Genomic DNA, 23,989 nt, shown 5'->3' with positions numbered 1-23,989 from the left:
ACGACCTGGGGGTTCTATCCGAATCGTCACAGGTAACGTCCTTGCCAATCCATTTACTGACGGATGGGGCGCAAGTGACGTCCCACGGCAGAGCAAGGGAGACCCCGCAGTGCAGCGCACCCTCACCCTCGGCAGCACCTTCGCCGGTTCCATCGGACTGCTGGCCGCAGCGCTGGTCGCGAGCCCCGCCGCAGCCGCCCCCCAGTACATCGAGAAGGAGGTGCTGGCCGGTTCCAGCGAGGCGCAGGCCATCGCCTACTTCTGGGACAAGGCCCAGCTCCAGGACGCGACCCCCTACAACGTCGAGACGACGGTCGCCTCCAAGCACATCTCCACCGGCGGCCCCACCGCCGACACCAAGGCGGGCACCGTCCCCGCGATCGGCGACGAGAAGAAGTCGACCTCCACGTCGAAGAACGTGAACCTGCCCCGCACGAGCGGCAAGGTCTTCTTCATGGGCGCCGACGGCAAGCCCCACTGGTGCTCGGGCACCTCGCTGCAGTCGAAGTACCGCAACCTCGTGGCCACCGCTGGCCAGTGTGTGTACGACACCGAGAGCAACAAGCCGGTCCTGAACAACTGGGTCTTCGTGCCCGGCTACTACCAGGGCAAGACCCCCTGGGGCATCTACGTCGGCAAGACCGCCTACACCCACTACGACTACGACGTCTACGAGGACGGCGACCGCAACTACGCGTTCGTCACCGTCTACAACGGCGTCAAGCTCACCGGTGACAAAGAGGTCGACAAGAAGACCTACGACGGCTGGAAGGGCCAGAAGAAGATCCTCTCCGAGGTCGTCACCAAGGCCGAGTTCGAGGCCAAGTACACCGAGGGCGGCCCCTACTGGAAGAAGACCCTCGCGCCCGTGACCTCGCCGGTCGACCCGCCGAAGGCGTCGTTCACCCAGGCCGAGGCCGAGAAGTACTACACCGACGGCGTCGACGGCGTGAAGCTGACCACCGAGTCGGTCACCCAGGCCGCCTACAACGCCGCCCCCACCGGCACCAACGCCATGAAGAACGGCGAGAAGTGCCCGACCTGGTGCGGCCCCGACTCGGGCAAGGAATACCCGATCGACGAGGCCACCTACAACAAGCTGAAGGCCGACGCCGCTTTCAAGGGTGTGCTGCGCAAGACCGAGCAGAACCAGTTCTTCAAGAAGGAATGGTTCGTGAAGAAGTGGGTCAAGACCTCCGTGCCCGAGGCCTACTTCAAGGACCACTACATCGTCCGCGGCGTCGAGAACGTCGGCCGTCTGGGCGACAACGTCGGCGGCCAGGGCCTGGCCTACAACCAGAAGCTCGGCAAGGCCCACTACGTCTTCGGCTACCCGAGCGGCGCCCACCCCGACGGCAACCGCGTCTTCTCCGGCAACACCCTGAAGTGGTCGTACGGGAAGACCTTCGCCGCCTCGGCGTCGGCGATCAAGGCCCAGGAGCTCGTCGGCATCAAGTCGTCGTTCACCGGCCAGGGCGCCATCGGCTCCTCGTGGCTGGCGGGCTACAAGAACACCCGCCGCCTGGGCTACCTGAACGGCGTCACCATCGCGGTCTCCGACCGTGACGGCAACAAGCGCATCGACACCTCGGTCTCGGCCTACTTCGACGGCGAGACCTACGGCGTCTACAAGCAGGCGGCCAACGTCTGGTCCGGCTCGATCCTCTAGCCACCTTTGAGGGAGCGCCCGTATCCAGGGGGATGCGGGCGCCTCTCGTTTTTGTGACTTCGCATCCCAGGCGGGATCGTGAAGTATGGTCGCAAGCGCGTACCAGACGGGATTAGAGGGGATTCGCCGGATGCCGTTGCGCCTCACCGGAGCGTTCCGTCCGGGCAAGGGGCGGCGCCGGGCGGCCGGGGCCCGCACGGCGCTCGCTCTGGCGGTGTTGCCGTTCCTGATGATGCTGCTCGTGTCGGTGATCGACCTGAGCACGGGCCCGGAGATCGGGTTCCTGCCCCTGCTCGCGGTCGGGCCGGCCTTCGCCTCGCTCACCGGCGGGATCCGGCGGACCATGCTCGTCGGGGTGACCGCGCTGGTGCTGGCGATCGGGCTGGCGGCGTACAACCAGCTGGAGTTGCGCCGGGCGTACATCACCATGGGCTCGATCGCCGGAGTGACGGCGGCAAGCGCCCTGGCGACGGTGGGCCGCCGCCGCAGGGAACGGGAGTTGGCCCAGGTCAGGTCGGTGGCCGAGGTCGCGCAGCGGGTGCTGCTGCGGCCGGTGCCGCGCCGGGCCGGGCACATGCGCGTGGCCGTCTCCTACACCTCGGCCATGGCCGAGGCGCACATCGGCGGCGATCTGTACGAGGTCGTCACCGCCCCCACCGGCGTCAGGGTCATCGTGGGCGACGTCCAGGGCAAGGGCCTGGAGGCGGTCGAGACGGCCGCGCTGGTCCTGGGAGCGTTCCGGGAGGCGGCCCACGACGAGAAGGACCTCGAAGGGGTCAGCGCCCGGCTGGAGAAGGCGCTCAACCGGCGGCTGTCCGGCGAGGAGTTCGTCACCGCCGTGCTGGCCGAGTTCAGCATCGAGGAGACGACCATGACGCTCCTCAACTACGGCCATCCGGCGCCGCTGGTGGTCAGGGCGGGCGGGGAGATCGAGTTCGCCGACCCCGACGACCACGTGCCCCCGCTGGGGCTGGCGGTCCTGGAGCCCGAGGGGCCGGCGCCTTACTCGATCACCTTCGAACCGGGCGACCAGATCCTCTTCTACACCGACGGGGTCATCGAGGCCCGCGACGCCCTGGGCCGGTTCTATCCGCTGGCCGACCGGGTTCCACTGCTTAAGGACGACGACCCGGAGGCGGCGCTGGAGTCCCTGCGCCGCGACCTGATCGCGCACATCGACGGCCCGCCGACCGACGACGCGGCCATGCTGCTGATGCGCTGCCGGGAACCCGGCCTGGATCTGTAGGGCCGTGGTCCCGCCGAGGAGGACCCCCAACCTCGGCGGGACCACGACGTTCGGGGTCAGCTGATGGGCGGGTAGGCGTTGGCCAGCAGCTCACGGAACTGGGCCGAGAACCAGTGACCCGACAGCGGAGCGTTGGCCAGAGCCCCCGAGGGGTTGTTCCCGTTACGGTCGTTGCCGCCGTAGGTCGGGTCACACATCCGGTCGAAGCCCTTGCCCTCGGTGTTCGGGATCTCGGTCGAGGAACCGTCGGACTCACCCGGAGGCTTGACCCACACGTAGGCGTCGATACCGGTGGCCGGGTTGGCCCGCGGACGCTCACCCAGACCCGCGCCGCTCTGGTTGCACCAGTTGCCGGCGTGGATACGACGGTCGACCTTGGAGTTGTTGACGAAGGTGTTCAGGTCGGTCGAGGTGCTCGGCGCGGTGGGCCGGTTCGGGCCGCCCCAGCCGTTACGCGAGGTGTCGATCAGCATGCCGATGTTGGAGGAGAAGCCCTCCTGGATCAGCCGCTGGCGGAAGGCCTGGGCGAAGGACAACTCGTCGATGTAGAAGTTCCAGTCCACCCAGCGGGAGGAACGGATCTGCTGGCCGTTGACGGTGCCGTTCACGGTGAAGTGCGGCTCGACCAGGGCCGAGTAGTTGGCGGTGTTGGTGATGAAGCCGTGCACGGTGGCCTTGCCGCCGGTGGCCAGGTCGGCGGTGGAGCCGAACAGGTCGGCCGACGGACCGAAGTTGGTGTCCCAGCCCAGCCAGCCGTGGTGACCGGCGTCGACGTAGTTGTAGACGTTCGGGATCGCGTACAGCTTCGAAAGCGCGTAGGCCACGCCCTGCTCGTAGGCGCCGGAGTTCTTGGCCTCCTGGCAGGCGGCCAGGTTCAGGTTGGTGACCAGGTTCGGCAGCGAGTCGATCTCCACGATCGCCACGATGCGCAGGTTGCGGTACGCGGGGTCGGCCATGATCGAGGCGATCGGGTCGATGTACTCGGTCTTGTACCTGTTCAGGCCGTCCTGCGCGACCTTGAGCTCACCGTTGGAGGCCAGCGCCGAGCAGTCGCGGTTGGGCAGGTTGTAGATGACGACCTGGATGACGACCGGGGTGGAGCCGTTGGCGGCGTCCTGCTGGACGGCCAGGTTCAGGTGGTCGCGCAGGCCCTTGCTGTTGTTGCCGGCCGAGCCGCTGGTGATGGCGGCGATCCGGTCCAGCCAGATGGCCGTGGAGGTGTTGGCGACGGCCGAACCGCCCGGCTCGGAGGCGGCGCTGGCCGACCAGTCGGGGTTCACGTAGCCGGTGGCGCCCGCGTAGGGGTTGTCGACCCGGCCCGGGTTGACGATGTCGTCGTCGCCCTCGGTCGCGGTGACGGTGACGCTGGTCAGGCCGGAGGAGGCCACGACGATCGGCCGGGTGCCGGCCGTCTGGTCGCTGTCCTGCGCCGCCGCCAGGGTGACGGTCTGCGGGGTCTGCCAGTTCGACGTGGTGAACGTCAGGCTGGCGCCCGAGCTGACGGTGATGTTGGTGTCACCGGAGCCGGCCGTGTTGGTCACGGTCACGTTGCCGCTCGGGGCGGCCTGGAGGCGGACCGTGTAGGTGGCGGTGCCGCCCTCGGGGACGGTCACGGCGGTCGAGGAGACGACCAGCGCCTGGGTCTGCGTGCCGTCGTCGTCGGCCTCGGTGGCGGTGACGTTGACGCTGGTCAGACCGCTGGAGGCGACCGTGAAGGTGCGCGAGCCGTTGGTCGAGTCGCTGTCCTGCGCGGCGGCCAGGGTCACGTTCTGCGCGGTGTTCCAGTTGCTGCTGGTGAACGTGAGGCTGGTGCCGGAGGTCGCGGTCAGGTTGGTGTCACCCGAACCGGCGGTGGTGGTCACCGTGACGTTCGAGCTGGGCTGCGACTGGAGGCGCACCGAGTAGGTGGCGGTGCCGCCCTCGGGCACGCTCACGCTGGTCGGCGTCACGACCAGCGCCTGCTGCTGCGGCGACGGGCTGGGCGACGGGCTCGGCCCGCCGTTGCAGACCGTCCCGTTCAGGGAGAACGAGGTCGGGTTGGTGTTGGTCCCGCTGACCTGGCCGTTGAAGCCGATCTGCACGGACTGGCCGCTGTTCAGCGCGCCGGCCCACGAGGGAGCCACGACGGTCACGTTCTGGCCCGACTGGCTCCAGGTGCCGTTCCATCCCTGCTGAACCGTCTGGTTCCCCGGCCACGTGTACGTGAGCCGCCACGGATTCACCGCGTCACCGAGGTTGTTGATCGTGATGTTGGCGCCGAAACCGCTGCCGTTGTCCCACTGCTTGGCGTAGGTGACCTGGCAGGCGACGGCCGCGCCCGCTGGGGTCTGCATGACGGCGAGACCGGTGACGGCCAGCAGCATGGCCGCCGCCGTCATCGCGGCTCTGCGCCAGGAACTCAATCGGGGTCCCATAGCTTTCTCTTCTCCTCGGCGTACACGATTGGGAGCGCTCCCAACATGAGTTCGTTTCGCCGAGGTGTACAGCATGTTTCCGGGTTCGCCGGGATAGGGCCAGGATGCCTATGAAAGATTCAGGGTCCGTGCGGCGAGCCGGTGGAGGTGCCGCCGGAAACGGGCGAGCACCTCGGGGTTCTCGGGCCCGAGCCGGTCACCCGACTCGTCGAGAACGCCGCCCTGCACGAACCCGTGGACGCACCAGATCAGCGTCCACACGCAGTACTCCATGTCGGCCGTGTCGTCGATGTATCCGGCCTCTGCGGCCTGTTCGAGCACGGAGGTCGTCATGGTGATCAGCGGCTGGGAGTACTGCCGCTCCAGGCCGGTGAGGTCGGCCGCGTCGTACAGCCACCGGTGGATCCACAGGGCCGGGAACTCGGGATTGGCGACGCAGAAGTCGATGTAGCGGTCGACGATCTCGTGCACCGCCCCCGCCGCCGTCATCTGGTCGGCCGACATCATGTCGTTGACGACGCCTTCGAGCGCCTCGGTCTCGATCCGGGAGGCCCGCTCGATGACGGCGAGGTAGAGGTCCCGCTTGGACCCCCCGAACCCCTCCTTGGCCGGGTCGAGCCCGGTCGCCTCGGCGATCTGCTTCAAGGTCGTGGCGTCGTACCCGAGAGCGGCGAACAGCCGCGTGGCCCCCTGCAGCAGGCTTTCCATCCAGGGCTCCCGATCCCTTCGGTCCTCACCTTTTCCCAAGTTCAGCACCCGGCCGGTCACGGGAGGGCAAACGGCATGCTTGACCACGGAATCCCCTTATTTATGGGCGTTTCATGGCCTTCTGAGATGTTTTACTGTCCGAGGTTTGCCATGTCATGGTTTGGTGGCTAGTGTCGCTTTCGTTGCCAAGTGCTGACCAACCCACAAGACAGCACTTGACCTTCGGATCCGGGAGCGGCCCGCGGGGCCCACCGGACACGCCACCCCTGATGACTCGCGTGGCAGTCCTGTCGTCGTACGGAAAGATCTCCCTTTTTCATGTACGCCCTCAAAGGCATCCTGAAGAACAAGACCGCGACCACCGCACTCGCCACCGCCGGCCTGGCCGTCCTGGGCCTGGGCACCACCGGCGCCGCCAGCGCTCTGGCCGCACCTCCGCACGCGAACCACGTCCGGATCCACACCAAGCCGGCCGCCGTCGTCAAGCCCCTGGAGAAGCCCGCCGCCGCGGCCAAGCCCGCGATCAAGGAGCCCTCCTTCGTCAAGCCGGCCGTGCTGACCGGCACGACCACCGCCTCCTACTTCTGGGACGACGCCTCCGGGCGCGCCGGCGACACGGGCCTGCCCGCCAGCGGCAAGCCGATGCAGAAAGGCATGGCCGCCTCCCCGAGCTGGCCCCTCGGCACCGAGGGCTACGTGGTCTACAAGGGCGTCAAGAAGCCGTTCTTCGTGGGCGACCGCGGCCCCGGGAACCCGTCGTCGCGCGGCGTCATGCTGGACCTCGACGGGCAGACCTTCGCCGAGCTGACCGGCGGCACCTTCGACATGAACACCCTGGCCGTGAAGGGCAACGGCGGCTTCGGGCACATCCCCATCGAATACCACATCACCAAGTGGGGCGACGGGACGGGCCTCAAGGCGGCGCCGGTGCCGTTCTCGGTGGGCGCGTGGAAGCACTGAGCCTTATCGATGTGCGTAGGAGGGCTTGGAGCTGCTAAAGTCTTCCTCGCGGGCGCCGCTAGCTCAGTTGGTTAGAGCAGCTGACTCTTAATCAGCGGGTCCGGGGTTCGAGTCCCTGGCGGCGCACCAAAGAAAATCCCAACTCAGTCCGACTGAGTTGGGATTTTTCCATTTCGGCGAATTGTCGTCGGCCGCTGATATCAATTGCGGCCATGGAGATCAGTGCCGAGCTCGACCGCTGGGGCCACACCGACCTGTTCGCCGAGACCGAGCGCCTGGTCTCGACGGTTCCCGAAGAACGCGCGTGGCAGTGGCCGCTCTCGCCGCTCGGCGAGACTGAACTCGGGCGGCGCATGGCCGGTTTCGACGACGTCCGGTGGCGGGTGCTCGGGCTCTGGGCCCAGCACCGCCTGAGCGGGCCCCACTACGACCGCCTCGCCGAGGAGATCGCCTCCCGGGTGGCGCGCCGCAAACTGAAGTGGACGACCGAGGAGGCCGACCTGCTGTGGCGGTTGTGCCACGGCCGGGAGGACAACGGGTACATCGCACTCTGCAGGCTGACGCTGCCGCTCACGGCTACCGCGTCGCTCCCCCACGACCTTCGCCGACGCTACGTGGAGCAGGCCGAACGGGTGCGCAAGACGCTGGGCGATCACGAGTGGCCGTCGCGGGCCGGAACCGCCCGGCGGCTCGACGACTTCCTCGCCGAACACGCCGACGCCGCAGATCCGGTCTCGGCCGTCCGCGCCCTGCTGGGCGAGCGCGACCGGTTCGCCGCGACGCTCGTCGCCGATTTCGGCGCCGCGCTCGCGGCTCCCGAGGTCTTCCCTCTGTTACGCCACTGGAACGGCGCCACCGCCGCCAAGCCCAGCGGCGTCTGGCTCGCCACGGCAGGGAAGCTGCTCACCCCCAAGGCCGTCGTCCTGGTCCGGGAGATCCTCCAGCGGCTGGCGGCCCACCGGGAGGGCCCCGTCACGTTCCGCCACGACGACCGCGAGTGGACCACCACCGTCTTCCTCCACGACCGCACCGCCACCCCGCTGCGGGGCCTGATCTGGACCTGCCGGCTGATCGACGAGCCGTGGGTGGCCGCGCTGCTCGGCGACTGCGCCGTGACCTGCGGGACCGGCATCGGCGGCTCGGGACCGAACTGCCGTGACGAGAGGCTGGCCAACGCCGCCGTCGGCGTCCTGGCCCACAGGGGCGGCCTCGACACCGTGCCCCACCTGGCCCGGGTCCAGGCGAAGGTGCGCAAGAAGACCGTCCTGGCCGGGGTGGCCCGCGCCCTCGACGCGGTCGCCGAGGCGGCCGGGCTCTCCCCCGAACGGCTGCTCGACCGCACGGTGCCGACGTTCGGGCTCGGCCCCGGCGGCGTGCGCGAGGAGCCGGTCGGCGACTGCCTGGTGCGGCTGCGGGCCGACACGCAGGCGCTGGAGTTCGTCAACGCCAGGGGCAAGACGGTGAAGGCGGCCCCGGCGGCGATCCGGAAGGACCCGGCGCTGGCCGAGCTGAAGGCGACGCTCAAGGACCTCAGGCAGCTGCTTCCGGCCGAGCGGTTCCGGCTGGAGCGTGCCCTGATCGAGGAACGCATCTGGCGCTGGCACGAGGTGACCGAGTTCTTCCTCGACCACCCGGTCACCGGCCTCTACGCCCGCACGCTGATCTGGCGCATCCTCCAGGGCCCGGCCGGCATCCCGGTGCGGACCGACGACGGCTGGGAGCTCACCGACCCGGCGGGCCGCCGCATCCAGCCCGACCCGAACACCCCGCTGCATCTCTGGCACCCCATCGGCGAGACGCCGGAGGCGGTCCGGACCTGGCGCGACCACCTGCTCGACGCGGGCGTGCGGCAGCCCTTCAAGCAGGCCTTCCGCGAGGTCTACCTGCTCACCCCCGCCGAGGAGCGGACCGGGACCTACTCCAACCGGTTCGCCGGGCACACCTTGCGCTACGGCCAGGCCAAGGCGCTGCTGAACCAGCGCGGCTGGTCGGGCCCGTCGATCGGCCACTGGGACTACGAGTTCGGCTCCGACCAGGGCGCGGCGGTCAAGGACCTGTCCGGTTACCGGGTCCGCTGGGCCATGTCGGTCAACGGCGACCCCGAGGCCGACGGCTGGGGCACGGCGTCCTTCTGCGCCAGCGAGCAGATCCGCTTCTACCGCCCTGACGAGGACGACACCGACGTCTACGGGTACGCCCGCGACGGCATGCCGTTGACGGAGGTCCCGCCGCTGGTGTTGTCGGAGGCGCTGCGCGACGCCGACCTGGCCGTGGGCGTCACCTCGATCGGCCTCGACCCCCACGTGGTCGCGGGGCACGAGGACTACTGGCACTCCCACGGCTTCGGCGAGCTGACCGAGACGGCGCGCACCCGCCGCGACGCGCTGGCCCGCCTGCTGCCCCGGCTGAGCCTCGCCGGGCGGGCCGAGCTGACCGACCGGTTCCTGCGGGTGCGCGGTGACCTGCGCACCTACAAGATCCATCTCGGGTCGGGCAACATCCTGATGGAACCCAACGACGCCTACCTGTGCATCGTGCCGGGGCCCGACCGCTCGGAACAACCGGTGTTCCTGCCGTTCGAGGAGGACGGCGGGATGTTGTCGATCATCCTGTCCAAGGCGTTCCTGCTCGCCGACGACACGGGCGTCACCGACCCGACGATCACCCGCCAGATCGGCGGGTGAGAGATCAGCGGCCGAAGGCGATCGTGCGGCCGGTCCGGACCTGTTCCTTCTTGTACGTCACCGTGTCGATCACCACGTCGTCCGGCCCGACCAGCATGATCGAGTCGCCGGCGTTGTCGAGCCAGCTCACCGTGACGACCTTGACCGTCCCCGCCTCGACCGGGCCCGAGAGCGCCGTCCGGTTGCCCGAGGTGTCGCGCAGGTGCCAGCCGTCGAGTTCGATCGCGCCGGGGGTCACGTTCAGCAGGGTGACCTTCTCGGCGCCCGCGTCGGCGCCGGCCGGGTTGGGCAGGGCGGCCACGATGACCACGTCGCCGGTCGCCGCCGGCGGCGGGATGGTGGGGCCGGTCGCCGGGTCGGGGGCGATGACGAAGTCCTCGGGCCAGACCGTCAGTTCGATCTGGTCGCCCGAGGCGCGCACCACGTCGTGCAGGTTGCCGCGTTCCTGTCGTCCGATCAGCCAGATGGCGTCGTCGCGGTGGACCGGGTCGGCGCGCAACCAGGTGTCGAACTGGCCGAAGTCCGGGAAGCCCGCCGCGAAGTAGGGCACCAGGCGGCGGAACAGCTTGGGCCAGATGACGGTCTCGTCGAGCGAGTCGGCCGTCACCGTGGCGGGTCTGCCGGGGTGGCCGTCGGCGACGGGCCACAGGCCCGCATCGGGCCGGGCGGCGCGGGAGACGCCCGCCAGGTGGTCGCGCAGTTCGGCCGGGAGGGTCGCGTAGTAGGCCGGGTAGGCCAGGCCTTCGGCGAGCAGGACGCGGTTGGCCGACTCGTCGGCCAGCGCGGGGGTCAGGAAGACCGGCGCGCCGTCGGGTGTCTCCGTGGTTCCGCCGTAGACGAAGGCGATCAGGCGGCCGTTGGCGTCGACGCCGTTCGACAGGACGTAGCCCCTGGTCGTGTCCTGGTCGGCGCGTCTCACCTTGTTCGGGAGGTCGTCGAAGAACTCGACCCCGGTGAAGCCGAGCAGGGCCAGCAGGCGGTCGCGGGCGGCCCGCGCCCAGTCCAGCCGCTGGTGGGTCTCCTCGAAGTGGGTCTCCAGGGCGTCGACGGCCTCCAGGCGGACGGAGATGCCGCGCCGGTTGAGGTCGGGGGAGGTGCCCGACGGTCGGGGGAGCGCCTCGATCAGCGCCGGCGTGTCGGGGAGGAACTTGATCGTGTCACCGTCGGGCTCGGGGCCCTGGCGCGGGAGATCGGGATATCTGATCACGAAATTGCCGCGCAAAAGTGTATATGTCATCGCCTATCACCCCGTGGCGAGAATAACCGGGGGCGGATTTCAGATCCAGCCCGCTTCCGTGGCTATGCGTATCGCGTCCACCCGATTTCTCGCGTTGAGTTTGGTGACGATTTTGGTCAGATAGTTTCGTACCGTTCCGACCGAGACGTGCATCTGGGCGGCGATCTCCGGGGGTTCCGCTCCCCCGGCCGCCAGGCGGAGCACCTGGATCTCGCGGCCCGACAACGGGATCTCGCCGACGTCCCACGCGGTCAGCGCCAGCTGCGGGTCGATGATGCGGCGGCCGGCGGCGACCTCGCGTACGGCCTGCGCCAGCCGCTCCGACGGGGTGTCCTTCAACAAGAAGCCCGACACCGACACCGACAGCGCTCGCCGCAGCGTGCCGGGGCGGCCCAGGCCGGTGAGGATCAGGGTGCGGCACGAGGGGAGTTTGGCGTGCAGCTCCTCCGCGGCCGACAGGCCGTCGACGACGGGGAGGTCGACGTCGAGGATCGCCACGTCGGGGCGGTGCTCCAGGGCCGCCGGCACGATGTCGGCGCCGCTGCCGACCTGGGCCACGACCGTGAGGTCGGGCTCCATCTCCAGCAGGGCGGCCAGGGCGCCCCGGACGATGCGAACGTCCTCGGCGAGGAGGATCCGTAACGTCAGCACGTCCATTCCCCCGGCCGGTCCAAATGGTCAAAATGAATCTTGTACCGAGGTTACGCATATAGGCAATGCCGACATTCTTGACAGAACGTCATTGCGGGATGTCGGCTTTTAGCCGGAACGTCGCGGCGCTTCGTTCATATTTCAACGAACCACCGATGGATTCCAGGCGTTCGGCCAGGTCATCCAGGGCGGTGCCGGGTTCGGCGGGGGTCATGAGCGTGCTGACGCCGTCGTTCCAGACGGTCAGCGAGCCGTCGGCGAAGGTGATCTCGCAGCGGGTGGCGGCGCTGTGCCTCAGGACGTTCGTCACCGCCTCGCGGAGCACGACCGCCAGGATCGCGTCGACCTCCGGCGGGACGTCACGGGCCCGGGCCCGGACGCACACCCCGGCCGCCGCCAGGGTCGCGCGGGCGGAGTCGAGTTCGGCGGTGAAGGACATGTGGCGGTAGCCGCTGGCCACCGATCTGACGTCGGCGACGGCGCGGCGGGCGACGTCCAGGACGTCGGCGAGTTCGGTGCGGGCCCGGTCGCCCGAACCGGGGAGCAGGCGGTAGGCGCGTTCGCTCTTGACCGTCATGGCGGCCAGGTCGTGGCCGAGCAGGTCGTGCAGTTCGCGGGCGACCCGTAATCGCTCCCGGGTGACCGCGCCGCGCGCGAGGTCGTCGCGGGCCTGGTCGACCTGGGCGACGAGGCCGGACAGTTCGCTGATGCCGTACACGACCAGGCCGGTCAGCAGGGTCGAGAGGGTGAGGTAGGCGGTCCACTCCCCCGCGTCGCCGTGCAGCACCGACAGGGCGGCCACGCTGACGCCGACGGCGGCGTAGCAGCCCCAGCGCCAGACTCCCGGCAGCACCATCAGCGCCGTGCCGGCCAGGAAGCCGCCCATCGAACCCCACGGCGCGCCGATCCACACCAGCGGCAGATAGGTGGCGGCCGCCTGGATCGGCAGCGCGGCGCGGCGGAGGAACCCGAGGGACACGGCGATCTGGACGCCGACCAGCACGGCCGCGCAGAGGGCCGACTCCACCAGGCTCAGCGCCTCGGGGTGCTGCCCCAGGACGTTCACGACCATCAGCACGCCGTAGCCGAGCAGCACGACGACGGCGATCGTACGGGCCACCCGCAGGTGCCAGGGCTGGCCGGTGATCTGCGCGAACGTCCACGTCACCGGGTCGTCGGCGACCGGCGCGGGCGGTCCGCCGACCGGAACCTCGGCGGTGAAGGTGAACCACTCGCCGTCGAGGCTCGTGGTGCTGACGCCGCCGGCCGCCTCGACCCGGGCCGACAGGTTGTCCAGGCCCGCTCCCCCGCCGGGCTCGGGGCCCGCGACGTCGGCGGCGTCGTTGACCACCCGCAGCGTGATGTGGTCGCCCTCGCTGCAGGTCTCCACCAGGCAGTACTGCGCCTTGCTGTGCCGCAGCACGTTGGTGACGGCCTCGCGCAGCACGATGGCCAGGACGGTGTCGACCTCCTCCGGCAGCGGGCCGGGGGCGAGCCGCACCTCGACGTCCATGTCGGCCGCGATCAGCATCGACTCGGCCGAGCGCGCCTCGGCGGCCAGTGACATCGGGCGGCTGCCGCCCGCGACCACCCGCACGTCGCCGAGCGCCTGGCGCGACAGCGTGAGCACGTCGCGCAGCTCGCGGCGGGCGCGTTCGGCCGAGGCGGGCAGCAGACGGTAGGCCAGCTCGCTCTTGAGGGTGAGCGCGGAGACGTTGTAGCCGAGCAGGTCGTGCAGGTCGCGGGCGACCCGCAGGCGTTCCTGTGCGACGGCCACCCCGGCCAGTTCGCCCCGGGCGGCGTGCACGGTCAGCGCCAGCGAGGCCAGGGAGCTCACCCCGTAGACCATCAGCCCGGTCAGGGCGGTGAAGTAGGCGCCGTAGACGACGTCGACCGTGGCCATGCCCGTCCAGGTGAGGGCGAGGGACATGGCGGCGGGGACGGCGGCGTACAGGGCCCAGCGTTGCCGGCCCTCGACGGCGAGGAGCATCGAGCCGGCCAGGAACCCGGCGAGCGACCCGGCCTGCGGACCGGCCCAGAGGAACGGCGCGAACGTGACGACGGCCTGTGCCGACAACGTCGCCGCCGTGCGCGGCGCCGGCCACGACAGCACGTCGCGGGTCGAGTGGACGAGCTGGAGCCCGAAGCCGGCGAGGAGGCAGGTCGCGAAGGCGACGAGCGGCCAGCCGCGCAGGCCCTCGTCCCAGACGAACATCAGGGCGTTGAAGGTGTACCCGAACAGCACGGCGCCGATGACGCCGCGCGCCATCAGTACGGGGCGCATCCCTAACGACACCACGGTGCCCTCACTTACCGGGAAATGTCGGCTTATGCGAGAAGAGCGGCGGCCAGCATGGGCCATTCGGCGTCGTTGACCGGATATCCGTCCTCCGGGGAGGCGGTCCGGGCGTGGCCGACGGCGTAGCCGCACACGCTCGACTCGGTGCGCCAGTCGAGCCGGAACACCTGCGCCGAGGCCTCGATGTCGGGCCCGTCGAGGCGGCGTCCGGCCAGCCCCAGCGCGGTCGCGACCAGCGACAACGTCTGCACCAGCGCGCCCGCGTCGGTGAGCACGAGCGAGTAGCCGAGCCCGTTGTACTTCCACGACAACCGCCGGAACCGGGCGGTGACCATTAGCAGCACCGGCGGCGCGGAGGCCAGGTTGGCCGAGACGAGCAGCTCGTCGGGATCGCCGTCGAGGGGGTTCAGGCGGTGGTGGTAGGGGTCGTAGTGGTAGACCCCGCGCGCCAGCCCGGCGCACCGGTCGACGACGGCGTAGAGCTCAAGCTCGTGGCAGTCGCCGCTGGTCGGGTGGGGGCGGTCGCTCGTGGTGGCGGTCGCCTCGGTCGACGGCGAGCCCGTCAGCGACCGGACCCGGGCGGTCCGGTAGAGCAGCGCGCCCAGATCGGTCAACGTCATCGCCGCCTCGGAGAAGGTCTCGGCCGGACGGTGGGCCTCGACGACGGCGGAGAAGGGCGGGTCGGCGGCCAGGTCGTCCCACGACGGCCGGGGCAGCGTGATCCCCTCCGCCGCCTCCTTCACGACCGGCTCGACGCTGCCGTGCTCGCCGAGCGGATAGGTCACGCCGAAGTCCTGGTCGTGGCGGCCCAGCGTGGAGCGGGTGTGGAACATCAGGTCGATCGGGGTCCACGCGGTCAGCGCGGGATCGTGGTCCTCGGCGAACTCGACCCGCTGGAACGGGTCGCCGGTCACCGCCTCGACGACCATCCCGGCCGCCATCAGGTAGGAGATGACCGACCGGGTCTCGGGTCCGGCGGCCGAGGCCGGGCCGGGGCGCATCAGCGTGCCCAGATGGCCGAGGGCGTCGGCGCGGTGCAGGATCACGCGGTGGTGCGACAGCGGCGACTCCAGCAGGTAGTTGCCGCCGTCGGTGGTGAGGACGGCGAAGCGCGACAGGCGTACCGGATTGACCGGTGGGCGCTCCGGCAGGTGGAAGGCGGCCTGCGGGGTGAGCGGCACGACGGAGATGAGCGGCTGCTCCCGGTCGACGCCGAACGACCGCACGACCAGGTGCCCCAGCCGGTCGAGCAGCGCCCCGAGGTCCCGCCGCTCGGCGCCCGACCTGATGACGTTGCCGAGCGAGATCGGCCCCAGGCTCATCCGGCGCATGGCCTCCACGACGGCCGGCGCGGGCATCGGGAGGACGGTGTCCTCCCAGCGCGAGTGCACGACGATCACACCCTGGTCCGGGTCGGGTTCGACGAAGACGTCCTCGCGGAACGACCACAGGGGAAACGGGGGGAGCGTGTCGTGCATGTCGGCTCCTCTCACATGAACAGGGCGACCGGGTTCAGGTCGTCGTAGGCGGTCGGCCGGTCGAGCCGCCCCAGCGCGACGGGGACGTCGAACAGCCGCCCCGGGGCGAACCTCGGCCAGAAGTGCCGCAGCCCCGGCACCACCACCTTGACCACCGGCATCCCGATGTCGGGCCGGGTCTGGTCGAGGATCAGCGGGTCGAAGGGCCGGATCAGCTCGATGTCGTCCGCGAGGTCGTCGTTCCGGGTGTACGCATGGGGCGCCGCCACCCCGTCGGGCAGCAGGCACGGATGGCTGCGCAGCGAGACGCGCCCCCACCACGGGCGCATGTCGAGGTCGGTGGCGGCCGGCAGCAGCTGGCCGAGTTCCGTCAGCGCGCGGCGGGCCGCCGTGGCGGGGTCGAAGTGGGCGCCGAAGCCCAGCATGACCTCCTCGCCGTCCTTGGTCGAGACCGCCGCCATGGCCGGGATGCCGAGGTCGGTCGTCAGGTCGAGGACCCACAGGTCGCGGCCGAGCTTCGCGTAGTCGTCGCGCAGGTCGTCGGTCCACGGGTCGTCGAGCACGACCTCGGGCTGGCGGGTGCGGTTGTACCACCAGATCCCGACCGCGTCGCGTTCGACCAGTTCGAGGAAGCCCTGGAGGATCGCGTCCTCGATCGACGACCCGGCGGCGTTGCCGTTGGAGTCGGCCTCGCCGCCCTCGGAGAAGTAGAGCAGGCCGGTCGGCAGGTAGCGCCTGCGGCCGTCGAGGGTGAACAGGGGCGTCCACTCGGTCTCGGCGCTCTCGTCGAAGGGGGCACGCTGGCGCACGTCGTAGAGGAGGACGTCGTCGGGGTGCACGGCCTCCGCCCCCAGTCCCCGGTAGGAGTCGTGGACGACGTGCTCCTCGCCGAGCCGGGAGCCGCAGTAGCGCTCGACCGCCTCGCAGAGCGCGCCCACCTTCGCTTCGAGCGGGCTGCCGCCCTTGCCGCCGCTGTTGGCCCGCAGGCCGGAGACGGGGAGGGCCAGGTTGCGGCCGGACAGGTAACTGTTGAGGAACCCGGGTGCGCGGGGGTCGCGGCGGACCCGGTCGACGACGCCGGTGACGGGGTCGGTGAGGTGGACGTAGCGGTCCCAGGTCTCCTGGAGCCCGGCCGCCCGGTGGGCGTGCACCTTGGGCCTGGACGTGATCTCGACCGGCGCCGGTCGGGCGCCGGGTTCCCCGCACGCCGGGCACTGCGGTCTGCGCGTGACGCGGTGATGCGCGGCCTCCAGGGTGAGCGGGTCGAACGTCCACAGGGTGTCGAGCCGCCGGCCCGCCAGCCACCGCGCGACCTGAAGGGCGGCGAGCTGCGCGCCGACCGACGACGTGAGCGGCAGCGCGGCGCGCGGCGCGAGCCCGAGCGGAGCCTGCCGCCGGATCCGCAACCGGGCCGCCAGGCACTCCCAGCAGGCCGAATCCCCCGGGTGGAAGCCCGGCCCGATCCACAGGTCGGGCCCGTTGACGGCGACGGGCAACCACGGCCGGCCGTCGGCCAGCCGATCGGCGTTGACCGAGGCGAGCACCGGGTCGAGATAGTCGTCGCAGACCACCACGACGGGCCCTTCGCGGCCGGCGCGCAACCCCAGGTCGGCGAGCGCCCGGTCGACCAGCGGCGACCGGCCGACCACCTCGACCGTGCCGTCCGGGACGTCGAGTCCGGCCAGGTCCCAGTAGGCGGCGACGTCCGGCGGCACGTCGTCGTCGGACTGCGGCGCGACGAGGTCGGCCTCGGCCAGCCGCCCGAGCAGCCGCCCCAGGTCGGCCGCGCCGAGTCCGCTGCGCTCGTGCAGCCCGGCCAGGTCGTGGCTGCCGTCGAGCAGGGGCGCGACCTCTTCGATGTGGTCGCCGTGCAATGCGACCGTGGCCCGCGCCGAGGTCAGGTAGACCCCGTCGCCGGGCACGGTCACCGCACGCCAGTGCCGCTTGAATCCAACTTTCATCAGAATTCCTTGAGAAGGAAGATTCGCGATAACCCTGCGTGTTCGACCGACTTGGCGATAGAACCAAGGGCATGACGCAGCTGGTGAGGCGGGCTTACAAGTACCGCTTCTACCCGACTTCCGAGCAGGCTGAATTGCTTTCCCGGACGTTCGGTTGCGTGCGCCTCGTCTACAACAGAGCGCTGGAGGAGCGTACCCGCGCCTTCGCCGAAGGACGCAGAGTCTCCTACGGCGAATCCTCGGCGGCGCTCACCGCTTGGAAGAAGACGCCGGAGCTGGCATTCCTCAATGAGGTGTCCTCCGTCCCGCTGCAGCAGGCGTTGCGGCATCTGCAAGCGGCGTACGCGAACTTCTTCGCCAAGCGCGCCGGGTACCCGGTCTTCAAGTCCAGTAAGCGATCCCGCCACTCGGCGGAATACACTCGCTCGGCTTTCACCTGGCGAAACGGTGAACTGACACTCGCCAAGATGCGCAGGCCGCTTGCCATCGTCTGGTCGAGGCCCCTGCCGGAGGGCGCACGGCCGTCCACCGTCCATGTGTCGAAGGACTCGGCGGGCCGCTGGTTCGTGTCGATCCTTGTCGAGGAGAGGATCCGCCCGATGAAGCCGGTCGGCGCCGCCGTCGGCGTGGACGTCGGCATCACGGATCTGGTGACGCTCTCCACCGGAGAGAAGATCCCCAACCCCCGACACGAGCAAGCCGTCCGGCGGAAACTGGCGAGAGCCCATCGTGCGCTGAGCCGGAGGAAGAAGGGATCCAGGAATCGGGTGAAGGCCCGGGTGAGGCTCGCCGCGACGTACGCCCGGATGACCGACCGTCGCCGGGACTTCCTGCACAAATTGTCCACACGTCTCGTCCGTGAGAACCAAACGGTCGCGATAGAGGACTTGACCGTCCGCGGCATGCTCAAGAACCGCACGCTCTCCCGCGCCATCTCGAATGCCGCCTGGCGCGAACTTCGGGCCATGCTGGAGTACAAGGCCGACTGGTACGGGCGTGAACTCCTGGTAGTCGACCATTGGTTTCCCTCCTCCAAGGTGTGCTCTCACTGTGGGCAACGACGTGCGTCGCTGCCGTTGAACGTCCGTAGCTGGAGGTGCGCCTGCGGCGTCACTCATGACAGGGACGTCAACGCGGCACGGAACATCCTCGCCGCCGGGCTGGCGGAGAGGTGAAACGCCTGTGGAGCCGGTGTAAGACCTGACGGGCGCGAGCCTCGCGGGCAACCGGCGGTGAAGCAGGAATCTCCGGGTCCACCACGGAGAAGGTCAACCGCAATACGTCCATTTCGCCGACGAAAGGGATGGTTTGCTCAGGTCGGCGATCTGCAGGGGGTCACCACCCGCCGCCAGCGGGGGCGCCTCGTCGTCGCCCAGGTCGATGCCGAACTGGGCCAGGGTGCCGGCCGGGTCGTCTTCGTAGCGGGCGGCCAGATCGGGTTCCGTCCACGCCCGCATCACCAGTTCGGCGAAACGCCAGTCCTCGTCCGCGTGAGTCATCGTGGTCATGCATTCGATTTTCCGCAGGGGGGCTGCGCGGTCATAGTCAACGATTCACGAGGCGGGTGTGAGATTTTCACATCGGAATCGTGAAAGCCGGTGAAGACCGGGCGGTGTAAGCGCTTCTAGGCTGAGCCGCGTGAATCGTATTCGAATCCGCCGGCCCAGGAGGCCGCGGCCCGGGACGGTCCGGGACATCGACACGCGTACGCCGTCCGGCGTCCATCTGCCTTATTGAGGGAAACGCATGTATCACGATCTGCAAATCAACCGGCTGAGGGCCTTGGTGACCGTGGTCGAGCTCGGCGGGTTCCGTAAGGCGGCCGAGGCGCTGCACGTGACCCAGCCGGCGGTGAGCCAGCAGATCCGTCAGCTCGGCGGTCTCGTCAAGGGGCCCATCTTCACCTCGACCGGCCGCAGCCTTGAGCTCAGCACCGAGGGCGAGGAACTGCTCGGCTACGCGCGCCGGATCGTCGCCCTGAACGACGAGGCGGTCGGCCGGTTCGTCCCGCCGTCGGGCACCGCCCGGTTGACGATCGGCGTGGTCAACCAGCTCGCCGAGGCGCTCCCCGAGATCCTGCGGCTGCTCAACCGCGGCCTGCCGCATGCGCAGGTCGGCGTGCAGACGGGGCTGAGCGAGTCGCTGGAGAACCAGGTGTCGTCGGGGCAGCTCGACCTGGCGCTGCTGCTCCAGTCGGAGCCGGTCACCGCGCCCGCCCATCAGCTCGGCGAGATGCGCATGGACTGGTTCGGCCGCCCCGCCCACGGCGAGGGCGCCGCCCTCCCGCTGACCCTCTTCACCGAGCCGTGCACGCTGCGACGCCGCATCGTCGACGCCCTCGACGCGTCGGAGGTGCCGTGGCGGGTGGCCTACGAGGGGCCCGAACTCGTCGGGTTGCGCGCCGCCGCGAAGGCGGGGCTGGGGGTGGCCTGCCTGGTCGCCAACGGCGACGAGTTGTGGGGCCTGCCCCGCGCCGCGCGGCTCACGCTCCCGTCGGCGCCGGGTCCGCTGCCGGTGACGGTGGCCCTTTCCGCGAACGCGGTCAACTCGGAGTACGTGCCGATCGCGGAACGGGCCTTCCAGCAGGCTCTGCGTGACTATCCGTTCGCCTGATCCGTCGCGGCCGGTCCACGCACTGCTGGACATTTTTACGTTTTCTTGACGCCCCGTCTCCGTGGCACAGACCCGCGCCGTCAGTAGCGTGACCACTCGTCTGATTTGCCCGGATAGCGGAGGTACCCCGGTGACCGGCACGCTCCGGCAGTGGTTGCTGAAAGGGCTCAAGCGCCCCGAAGGACTGGTCGGCGGGACGCACGACGAGGAGCCGCCCGAGCACCAGCACTCCTGGTGGCAGGTCATGTGCCTCACCGGCGTCGACTACTTCTCCACCCTCGGCTACCAGCCGGGCATCGCCGCGCTGGCCGCCGGCGCGCTCAGTCCGGTCGCCACGCTGGTGCTGGTCGCGCTGACGTTGTTCGGCGCGCTGCCCACCTATCGGGCGGTGGCCGAGCAGAGTCCGCACGGGCTCGGGTCGTTGTCGATGCTGGAGCGGCTGATGCCGGGCTGGGGCGGGAAGCTGCTGGTGCTGTTCCTGCTCGGCTTCGTCGCCACCGCGTTCATCGTCACCATCACGCTGTCGGCGGCCGACGCGACCGCGCACATCCTGCACAACCCGTTCGTGCCGCACGCGCTGGCCGGGTGGCAGGTGCCGGTGACGTTGCTGCTCATCGCCGCGCTGGGCGGGGTGTTCCTGGCCGGGTTCAGTGAGGCGATCTCGGTCGCGGTGGTGCTGGTGGCGGTCTATCTGGTGCTCAACGTGGTCGTGGTGGCCACCGCCGTGCAGCACGTGCTCACCGCGCCGGAGAAGGTGCACGACTGGCAGAACACGCTGAACAGCGACTACGCGAGCCCGCTGGCGATGGTCGCGGTCGCGCTGTACGTGATGCCGAAACTCGCCCTCGGCCTCTCGGGCTTCGAGACGGGCGTGGCGGTGATGCCGCTGGTCAGGGGCGACGTCGCCGAACGGGTCAGAGGCGCGCGCAAGCTGCTGACCACGGCCGCGCTCATCATGAGCGTCTTCCTGATCGCCTCCAGCCTCGCCACCACCGTACTCATCCCGCCCGCGGAGTTCGCCGAGGGCGGCGCGGCCAACGGGCGCGCGCTGGCCTACCTGGCCCACCTCTATCTCGGCGACTGGTTCGGCACCGCCTACGACCTGTCGACCATCGCCATCCTGTGGTTCGCGGGGGCCTCGGCGCTGGCCGGGCTGCTGAACATCGTCCCGCGTTACCTGCCCCGTTACGGCATGGCGCCCGACTGGACGCGCGCCTCGCGGCCCATGGTGCTCGTCTTCACGGCCATCGCCTTCGTCATCACCGTGGTCTTCGGCGCGGAGGTCGAGGCGCAGGGCGGCGCGTACGCGACCGGGGTGCTGGCGCTCATCCTGTCGGCGGCCGTCGCGGTCGCCCTGTCGGCCTGGACGAGCGGCCGGGTGCGCGCCGCGTTGTTCTTCGGGGCCGTCACCCTGGTCTTCGCCTACGCCACCGTCGCCAACATCGTCGAACGCCCCGACGGCCTGGTCATCGCACTGCTGTTCGTGCTGGCCATCGTGGTCGTGTCGCTGGTCTCCCGGGCCACCCGCTCCACCGAGCTGCGGGTCACCCGCATCAGTCTCGACGACGCCGCGCGCCGGTTCGTCAACGAGGCGGGCGAGATCCACCTCATCGCCAACGAGCCGAACAACCGCGACGCGAAGGAGTACGTCGACAAGGCGCGCGAGGCGTGGGAGCTGCACCGCCTGCGCACCCGGGAGGGGCTGCTGTTCCTGGAGGTGACCGTGCCGGACGCCTCGGAGTTCGCCGGTGAGCTGCGGGTGATCGGCGAGGAGCGGCACGGGTTCCGGGTGCTGCGCATGCAGAGCACGACGGTCGCCAACTCCATCGCCGCCCTGCTGCTGCACTTGCGCGACCTGACCGGCAAGACGCCGCAGGTCTACTTCCACTGGGCCGCGGAGGGCAATCCGATCGGCGCGCTGCTGCGCTACCTCGTCTTCGGCGGCGGCGACATCCCTCCCCTGACCCGGGAGGTCCTGCGCCAGGCCGAGCCCGACCCGTCGCGCCGGCCGGTCGTGCACGTCGGCTGACCTCTTGCCGCCCCTCGAACGGTATACGTACACTTATGCGTATACCGCTCCGGTACTTGCGCCGCCCCCGCTATTCAGCGTTACTATGTACCGGTAGTCAGTGCTACTTAGTAGCTGAAAGAGAGCGATCGACATGACCCCCGAAACACCGGAAGAGAAGAGCCGCTACCGGCGCTATCTGGAGCTCCTCACCGGTTCACTCGACGACAAGAAGCGCTACCGGCAGGTCAAGGCCCGCATGGGGCGGCTGCCCGGCGACTACCGCATCGCCTACGACGCGCTGGAGCGCTACCTGATGTTCTTCGGCCGGGCCGACGGCCCCGGCTGGCTGGAGATGTACGAGGACCTCGCCGACCTGTTCGAGCAGAGCGCCGCGAACGCGACCCCGATCCGCGACGTCTTCGGCGACGACCCGATCGAGTTCGTCGAGACCTTCATCCAGAACTACCCGGTCGGGCGGTGGATGGCCCGGGAGCGCGACCGCTTCACCGGCGCCGTCGCCCGTGCCGCCGGCGAGCAGGACCGGAGGGCCTCGTGATCCGCGTGCAGGCGCTGGAGAAGTCGTACAAGGACCTGAAGGTTCTCCGGGGCGTCGACTTCGAGGTGGCGCGCGGCAGCATCTTCGCCCTGCTCGGCTCGAACGGCGCGGGCAAGACCACGGTCGTGCGCATCCTGTCGACGCTGCTGACGGCCGACGCGGGAAGCGCCGGCGTCAACGGGTTCGACGTCGCCGCCCAGGCCGCGCGGGTGCGCGAGTCGATCAGCCTGACCGGCCAGTTCGCGGCCGTCGACGAGATCCTCACCGGGCGCGAGAACCTCGTGCTGGTGGCCCGGCTGCGCCATCTCAAAGATCCCCGGAAGATCGCCGACGACCTGCTCGACCGTTTCTCGCTGACCGACGCGGGCGGCCGGAAGGTGGCGACCTACTCGGGCGGCATGCGCCGCCGCCTCGACATCGCGATGAGCCTCATCGGCGACCCGCCGGTCATCTTCCTCGACGAACCGACCACCGGCCTCGACCCCGAGGCCCGCATCGAGGTGTGGCAGGCGGTCAGGGAACTCGCCGCCCGGGGCACGACCGTGCTGCTCACCACGCAGTATCTCGACGAGGCCGAACATCTCGCCGACCGCATCGCCATCCTCCACGAGGGCCGGATCATAGTGAACGGCACCCTCGCCGAACTCAAGCAACTGCTCCCGCCCGCCAAGGTCGAGTACGTCGAGAAGCAGCCGACCCTGGAGGACGTCTTCCTCACCCTCGTCGGCAAGGACAAACGATGACCAGGCACTTCTTCGGCGACACCGGGACCCTCCTCGGCCGGTCGCTGCGTCACATCACCCGCAGCATGGACACCATCATCACGACCACCGTCATGCCGATCATGTTCATGCTGCTGTTCGTGTACGTCTTCGGCGGCGCGATCCAGTCGGGGTCGGACTCCTACGTCACCTACCTGCTGCCGGGCATCCTGCTCATCACGGTCGCCTCGGGCATCTCCTACACCGCCTACCGGCTCTTCCTCGACATGCAGAGCGGCATCTTCGAACGGTTCCAGTCGATGCCGATCGCCCGGTCGGCCGTGTTGTGGGCCCACGTGCTGACCTCGCTGGTCGCCAACCTGATCTCGCTCGTGGTGGTGGTCGTCGTCGCCCTGATCATGGGTTTCCGCTCCTCGGCGGGGATCGGGGCCTGGCTCGGCGTCGCCGGTCTGGTGATGCTGTTCACCCTGGCACTGACGTGGCTGGCCGTCATCCCCGGCCTGACCGCGAAGACCATCGACGGCGCGAGCGCCTTCTCCTACCCGCTGGTCTTCCTGCCGTTCCTCAGCTCGGCCTTCGTGCCGACCGACACCATGCCGGGGCCGGTCCGCGCCTTCGCCGAGAACCAGCCGGTGACCTCCATCGTCAACACGATCCGCGACCTGTTCGCCCAGCAGCCGGTCGGCGGCGAGGTCTGGGTCGCCGTCGCCTGGTGCGCCGGGCTCCTCGTCGTTGCCTACGCCTTCGCGATGACGACCTACCGCCGCCGGATCTCCTGAC

At 69.8% G+C, this 23,989-nt stretch carries 17 protein-coding genes, 1 tRNA gene and 1 pseudogene; 11 read left to right on the top strand and 8 right to left on the bottom strand.

The window, feature by feature from the left end; genetic code table 11:
- Positions 1–109: 109 nt before the first annotated feature.
- Positions 110–1,669: a trypsin-like serine peptidase gene (locus GT755_RS38695; RefSeq protein ID WP_202610458.1), complete on the top strand. Its 1,560-nt coding sequence runs from the start codon at positions 110–112 to the stop codon at positions 1,667–1,669.
- Between the two features lie 130 nt (positions 1,670–1,799).
- Positions 1,800–2,915: a PP2C family protein-serine/threonine phosphatase gene (locus tag GT755_RS24350; RefSeq protein WP_202610457.1), complete on the top strand. Its 1,116-nt coding sequence runs from the start codon at positions 1,800–1,802 to the stop codon at positions 2,913–2,915.
- Positions 2,916–2,971: 56 nt separating this feature from the next.
- Here GT755_RS24350 and GT755_RS41275 read toward each other — a convergent pair whose 3' ends face one another.
- Positions 2,972–5,329 carry a glycoside hydrolase family 6 protein gene (locus tag GT755_RS41275; RefSeq protein WP_328794479.1) on the bottom strand — a complete coding sequence of 786 codons (2,358 nt, stop codon included), beginning with the start codon at positions 5,327–5,329 and terminating at the stop codon, positions 2,972–2,974.
- Between the two features lie 108 nt (positions 5,330–5,437).
- Positions 5,438–6,037 carry a TetR/AcrR family transcriptional regulator gene (locus GT755_RS24340; RefSeq protein WP_030456704.1) on the bottom strand — a complete coding sequence of 200 codons (600 nt, stop codon included), beginning with the start codon at positions 6,035–6,037 and terminating at the stop codon, positions 5,438–5,440.
- A gap of 318 nt (positions 6,038–6,355) precedes the next feature.
- Here GT755_RS24340 and GT755_RS39890 point away from each other — a divergent pair, with 318 nt between their 5' ends.
- From GT755_RS39890 to GT755_RS24325, 3 genes are all read left to right on the top strand, one after another.
- A complete protein-coding gene (locus tag GT755_RS39890) occupies positions 6,356–6,997 on the top strand; it encodes a hypothetical protein (RefSeq protein WP_235967222.1) in 642 nt (213 codons plus the stop codon).
- 52 nt (positions 6,998–7,049) lie between these two features.
- Positions 7,050–7,126, top strand: a tRNA-Lys gene (locus GT755_RS24330).
- A gap of 83 nt (positions 7,127–7,209) precedes the next feature.
- Entirely contained in the window at positions 7,210–9,681 is a 2,472-nt protein-coding gene (locus GT755_RS24325; protein WP_161481951.1) for a DUF4132 domain-containing protein, read from the top strand.
- Between the two features lie 4 nt (positions 9,682–9,685).
- On the opposite strand, the gene GT755_RS24320 is transcribed toward GT755_RS24325, so the two are convergent.
- The 5 genes from GT755_RS24320 to GT755_RS24300 form a co-directional block, all read right to left on the bottom strand.
- Positions 9,686–10,918, bottom strand: coding sequence for a lamin tail domain-containing protein (locus GT755_RS24320; RefSeq protein WP_161481950.1), 1,233 nt, complete (start codon positions 10,916–10,918; stop codon positions 9,686–9,688).
- Between the two features lie 39 nt (positions 10,919–10,957).
- Complete coding sequence (locus tag GT755_RS24315; RefSeq protein ID WP_161481949.1) at positions 10,958–11,575, bottom strand: response regulator transcription factor; 618 nt, start codon at positions 11,573–11,575, stop codon at positions 10,958–10,960.
- An 82-nt stretch (positions 11,576–11,657) separates the two neighbouring features.
- Positions 11,658–13,853 carry a sensor histidine kinase gene (locus GT755_RS24310; RefSeq protein WP_161481948.1) on the bottom strand — a complete coding sequence of 732 codons (2,196 nt, stop codon included), beginning with the start codon at positions 13,851–13,853 and terminating at the stop codon, positions 11,658–11,660.
- A gap of 44 nt (positions 13,854–13,897) precedes the next feature.
- Complete coding sequence (locus GT755_RS24305) at positions 13,898–15,346, bottom strand: SagB family peptide dehydrogenase (protein ID WP_161481947.1); 1,449 nt, start codon at positions 15,344–15,346, stop codon at positions 13,898–13,900.
- 11 nt (positions 15,347–15,357) lie between these two features.
- A complete protein-coding gene (locus GT755_RS24300; RefSeq protein ID WP_161481946.1) occupies positions 15,358–17,307 on the bottom strand; it encodes a TOMM precursor leader peptide-binding protein in 1,950 nt (649 codons plus the stop codon).
- A gap of 71 nt (positions 17,308–17,378) precedes the next feature.
- On the opposite strand from GT755_RS24300, the pseudogene GT755_RS24295 reads away from it, so the two are divergent.
- Positions 17,379–18,584 (top strand): annotated as a pseudogene (locus GT755_RS24295) (RNA-guided endonuclease InsQ/TnpB family protein); the annotation flags it as partial.
- Here GT755_RS24295 and GT755_RS24290 read toward each other — a convergent pair.
- Positions 18,576–18,815, bottom strand: a complete 240-nt coding sequence (locus GT755_RS24290; RefSeq protein WP_161481944.1) for a hypothetical protein — start codon at positions 18,813–18,815, stop codon at positions 18,576–18,578. The pseudogene GT755_RS24295 and the gene GT755_RS24290 overlap by 9 nt on opposite strands.
- 238 nt (positions 18,816–19,053) lie before the next feature.
- Here GT755_RS24290 and GT755_RS24285 point away from each other — a divergent pair, with 238 nt between their 5' ends.
- The 5 genes from GT755_RS24285 to GT755_RS24265 all read left to right on the top strand — a co-directional run bounded on the left by GT755_RS24285 (position 19,054) and on the right by GT755_RS24265 (position 23,988).
- On the top strand, positions 19,054–19,920 hold the full coding sequence (locus GT755_RS24285; protein WP_161481943.1) for a LysR substrate-binding domain-containing protein: 867 nt from the start codon (positions 19,054–19,056) through the stop codon (positions 19,918–19,920).
- A gap of 130 nt (positions 19,921–20,050) precedes the next feature.
- The gene (locus GT755_RS24280; protein WP_161481942.1) at positions 20,051–21,949 is read left to right on the top strand and encodes an amino acid transporter; all 1,899 of its coding nucleotides are present in this window, start codon (positions 20,051–20,053) and stop codon (positions 21,947–21,949) included.
- A gap of 133 nt (positions 21,950–22,082) precedes the next feature.
- Positions 22,083–22,487, top strand: a complete 405-nt coding sequence (locus tag GT755_RS24275; RefSeq protein ID WP_161481941.1) for a DUF1048 domain-containing protein — start codon at positions 22,083–22,085, stop codon at positions 22,485–22,487.
- The gene (locus GT755_RS24270) at positions 22,484–23,230 is read left to right on the top strand and encodes an ABC transporter ATP-binding protein (RefSeq protein ID WP_161481940.1); all 747 of its coding nucleotides are present in this window, start codon (positions 22,484–22,486) and stop codon (positions 23,228–23,230) included. Before GT755_RS24275 ends, GT755_RS24270 begins: the two co-directional genes overlap by 4 nt.
- Positions 23,227–23,988 (top strand): ABC transporter permease, encoded by a 762-nt coding sequence (locus GT755_RS24265; RefSeq protein WP_161481939.1) that lies wholly within the window; start codon positions 23,227–23,229, stop codon positions 23,986–23,988. The genes GT755_RS24270 and GT755_RS24265 overlap by 4 nt, the downstream gene beginning before the upstream one ends.
- Position 23,989 lies beyond the last annotated feature (1 nt).

Source organism: Herbidospora solisilvae (assembly GCF_009901565.1).
Classification (GTDB): Bacteria; Actinomycetota; Actinomycetes; order Streptosporangiales; family Streptosporangiaceae; genus Herbidospora; species Herbidospora solisilvae.
The sequence above is the reverse complement of the archived record's forward strand: the minus strand, read 5'-3'. Positions and strand labels throughout refer to the sequence as shown.

Bases quoted from the DNA above. Each gene is read 5' to 3' on its own strand.
- GT755_RS24350 (WP_202610457.1), top strand. From the start codon at position 1,800: ATGCCGTTGCGCCTCACCGGAGCGTTCCGTCCGGGCAAGGGGCGGCGC.
- GT755_RS41275 (WP_328794479.1), bottom strand. From the start codon at position 5,329: ATGGGACCCCGATTGAGTTCCTGGCGCAGAGCCGCGATGACGGCGGCG.
- GT755_RS24340 (WP_030456704.1), bottom strand. From the start codon at position 6,037: ATGGAAAGCCTGCTGCAGGGGGCCACGCGGCTGTTCGCCGCTCTCGGG.
- GT755_RS39890 (WP_235967222.1), top strand. From the start codon at position 6,356: ATGTACGCCCTCAAAGGCATCCTGAAGAACAAGACCGCGACCACCGCA.
- GT755_RS24325 (WP_161481951.1), top strand. From the start codon at position 7,210: ATGGAGATCAGTGCCGAGCTCGACCGCTGGGGCCACACCGACCTGTTC.
- GT755_RS24320 (WP_161481950.1), bottom strand. From the start codon at position 10,918: ATGACATATACACTTTTGCGCGGCAATTTCGTGATCAGATATCCCGAT.
- GT755_RS24315 (WP_161481949.1), bottom strand. From the start codon at position 11,575: ATGGACGTGCTGACGTTACGGATCCTCCTCGCCGAGGACGTTCGCATC.
- GT755_RS24310 (WP_161481948.1), bottom strand. From the start codon at position 13,853: ATGCGCCCCGTACTGATGGCGCGCGGCGTCATCGGCGCCGTGCTGTTC.
- GT755_RS24305 (WP_161481947.1), bottom strand. From the start codon at position 15,346: ATGCACGACACGCTCCCCCCGTTTCCCCTGTGGTCGTTCCGCGAGGAC.
- GT755_RS24300 (WP_161481946.1), bottom strand. From the start codon at position 17,307: ATGAAAGTTGGATTCAAGCGGCACTGGCGTGCGGTGACCGTGCCCGGC.
- GT755_RS24290 (WP_161481944.1), bottom strand. From the start codon at position 18,815: ATGACCACGATGACTCACGCGGACGAGGACTGGCGTTTCGCCGAACTG.
- GT755_RS24285 (WP_161481943.1), top strand. From the start codon at position 19,054: ATGTATCACGATCTGCAAATCAACCGGCTGAGGGCCTTGGTGACCGTG.
- GT755_RS24275 (WP_161481941.1), top strand. From the start codon at position 22,083: ATGACCCCCGAAACACCGGAAGAGAAGAGCCGCTACCGGCGCTATCTG.
- GT755_RS24265 (WP_161481939.1), top strand. From the start codon at position 23,227: ATGACCAGGCACTTCTTCGGCGACACCGGGACCCTCCTCGGCCGGTCG.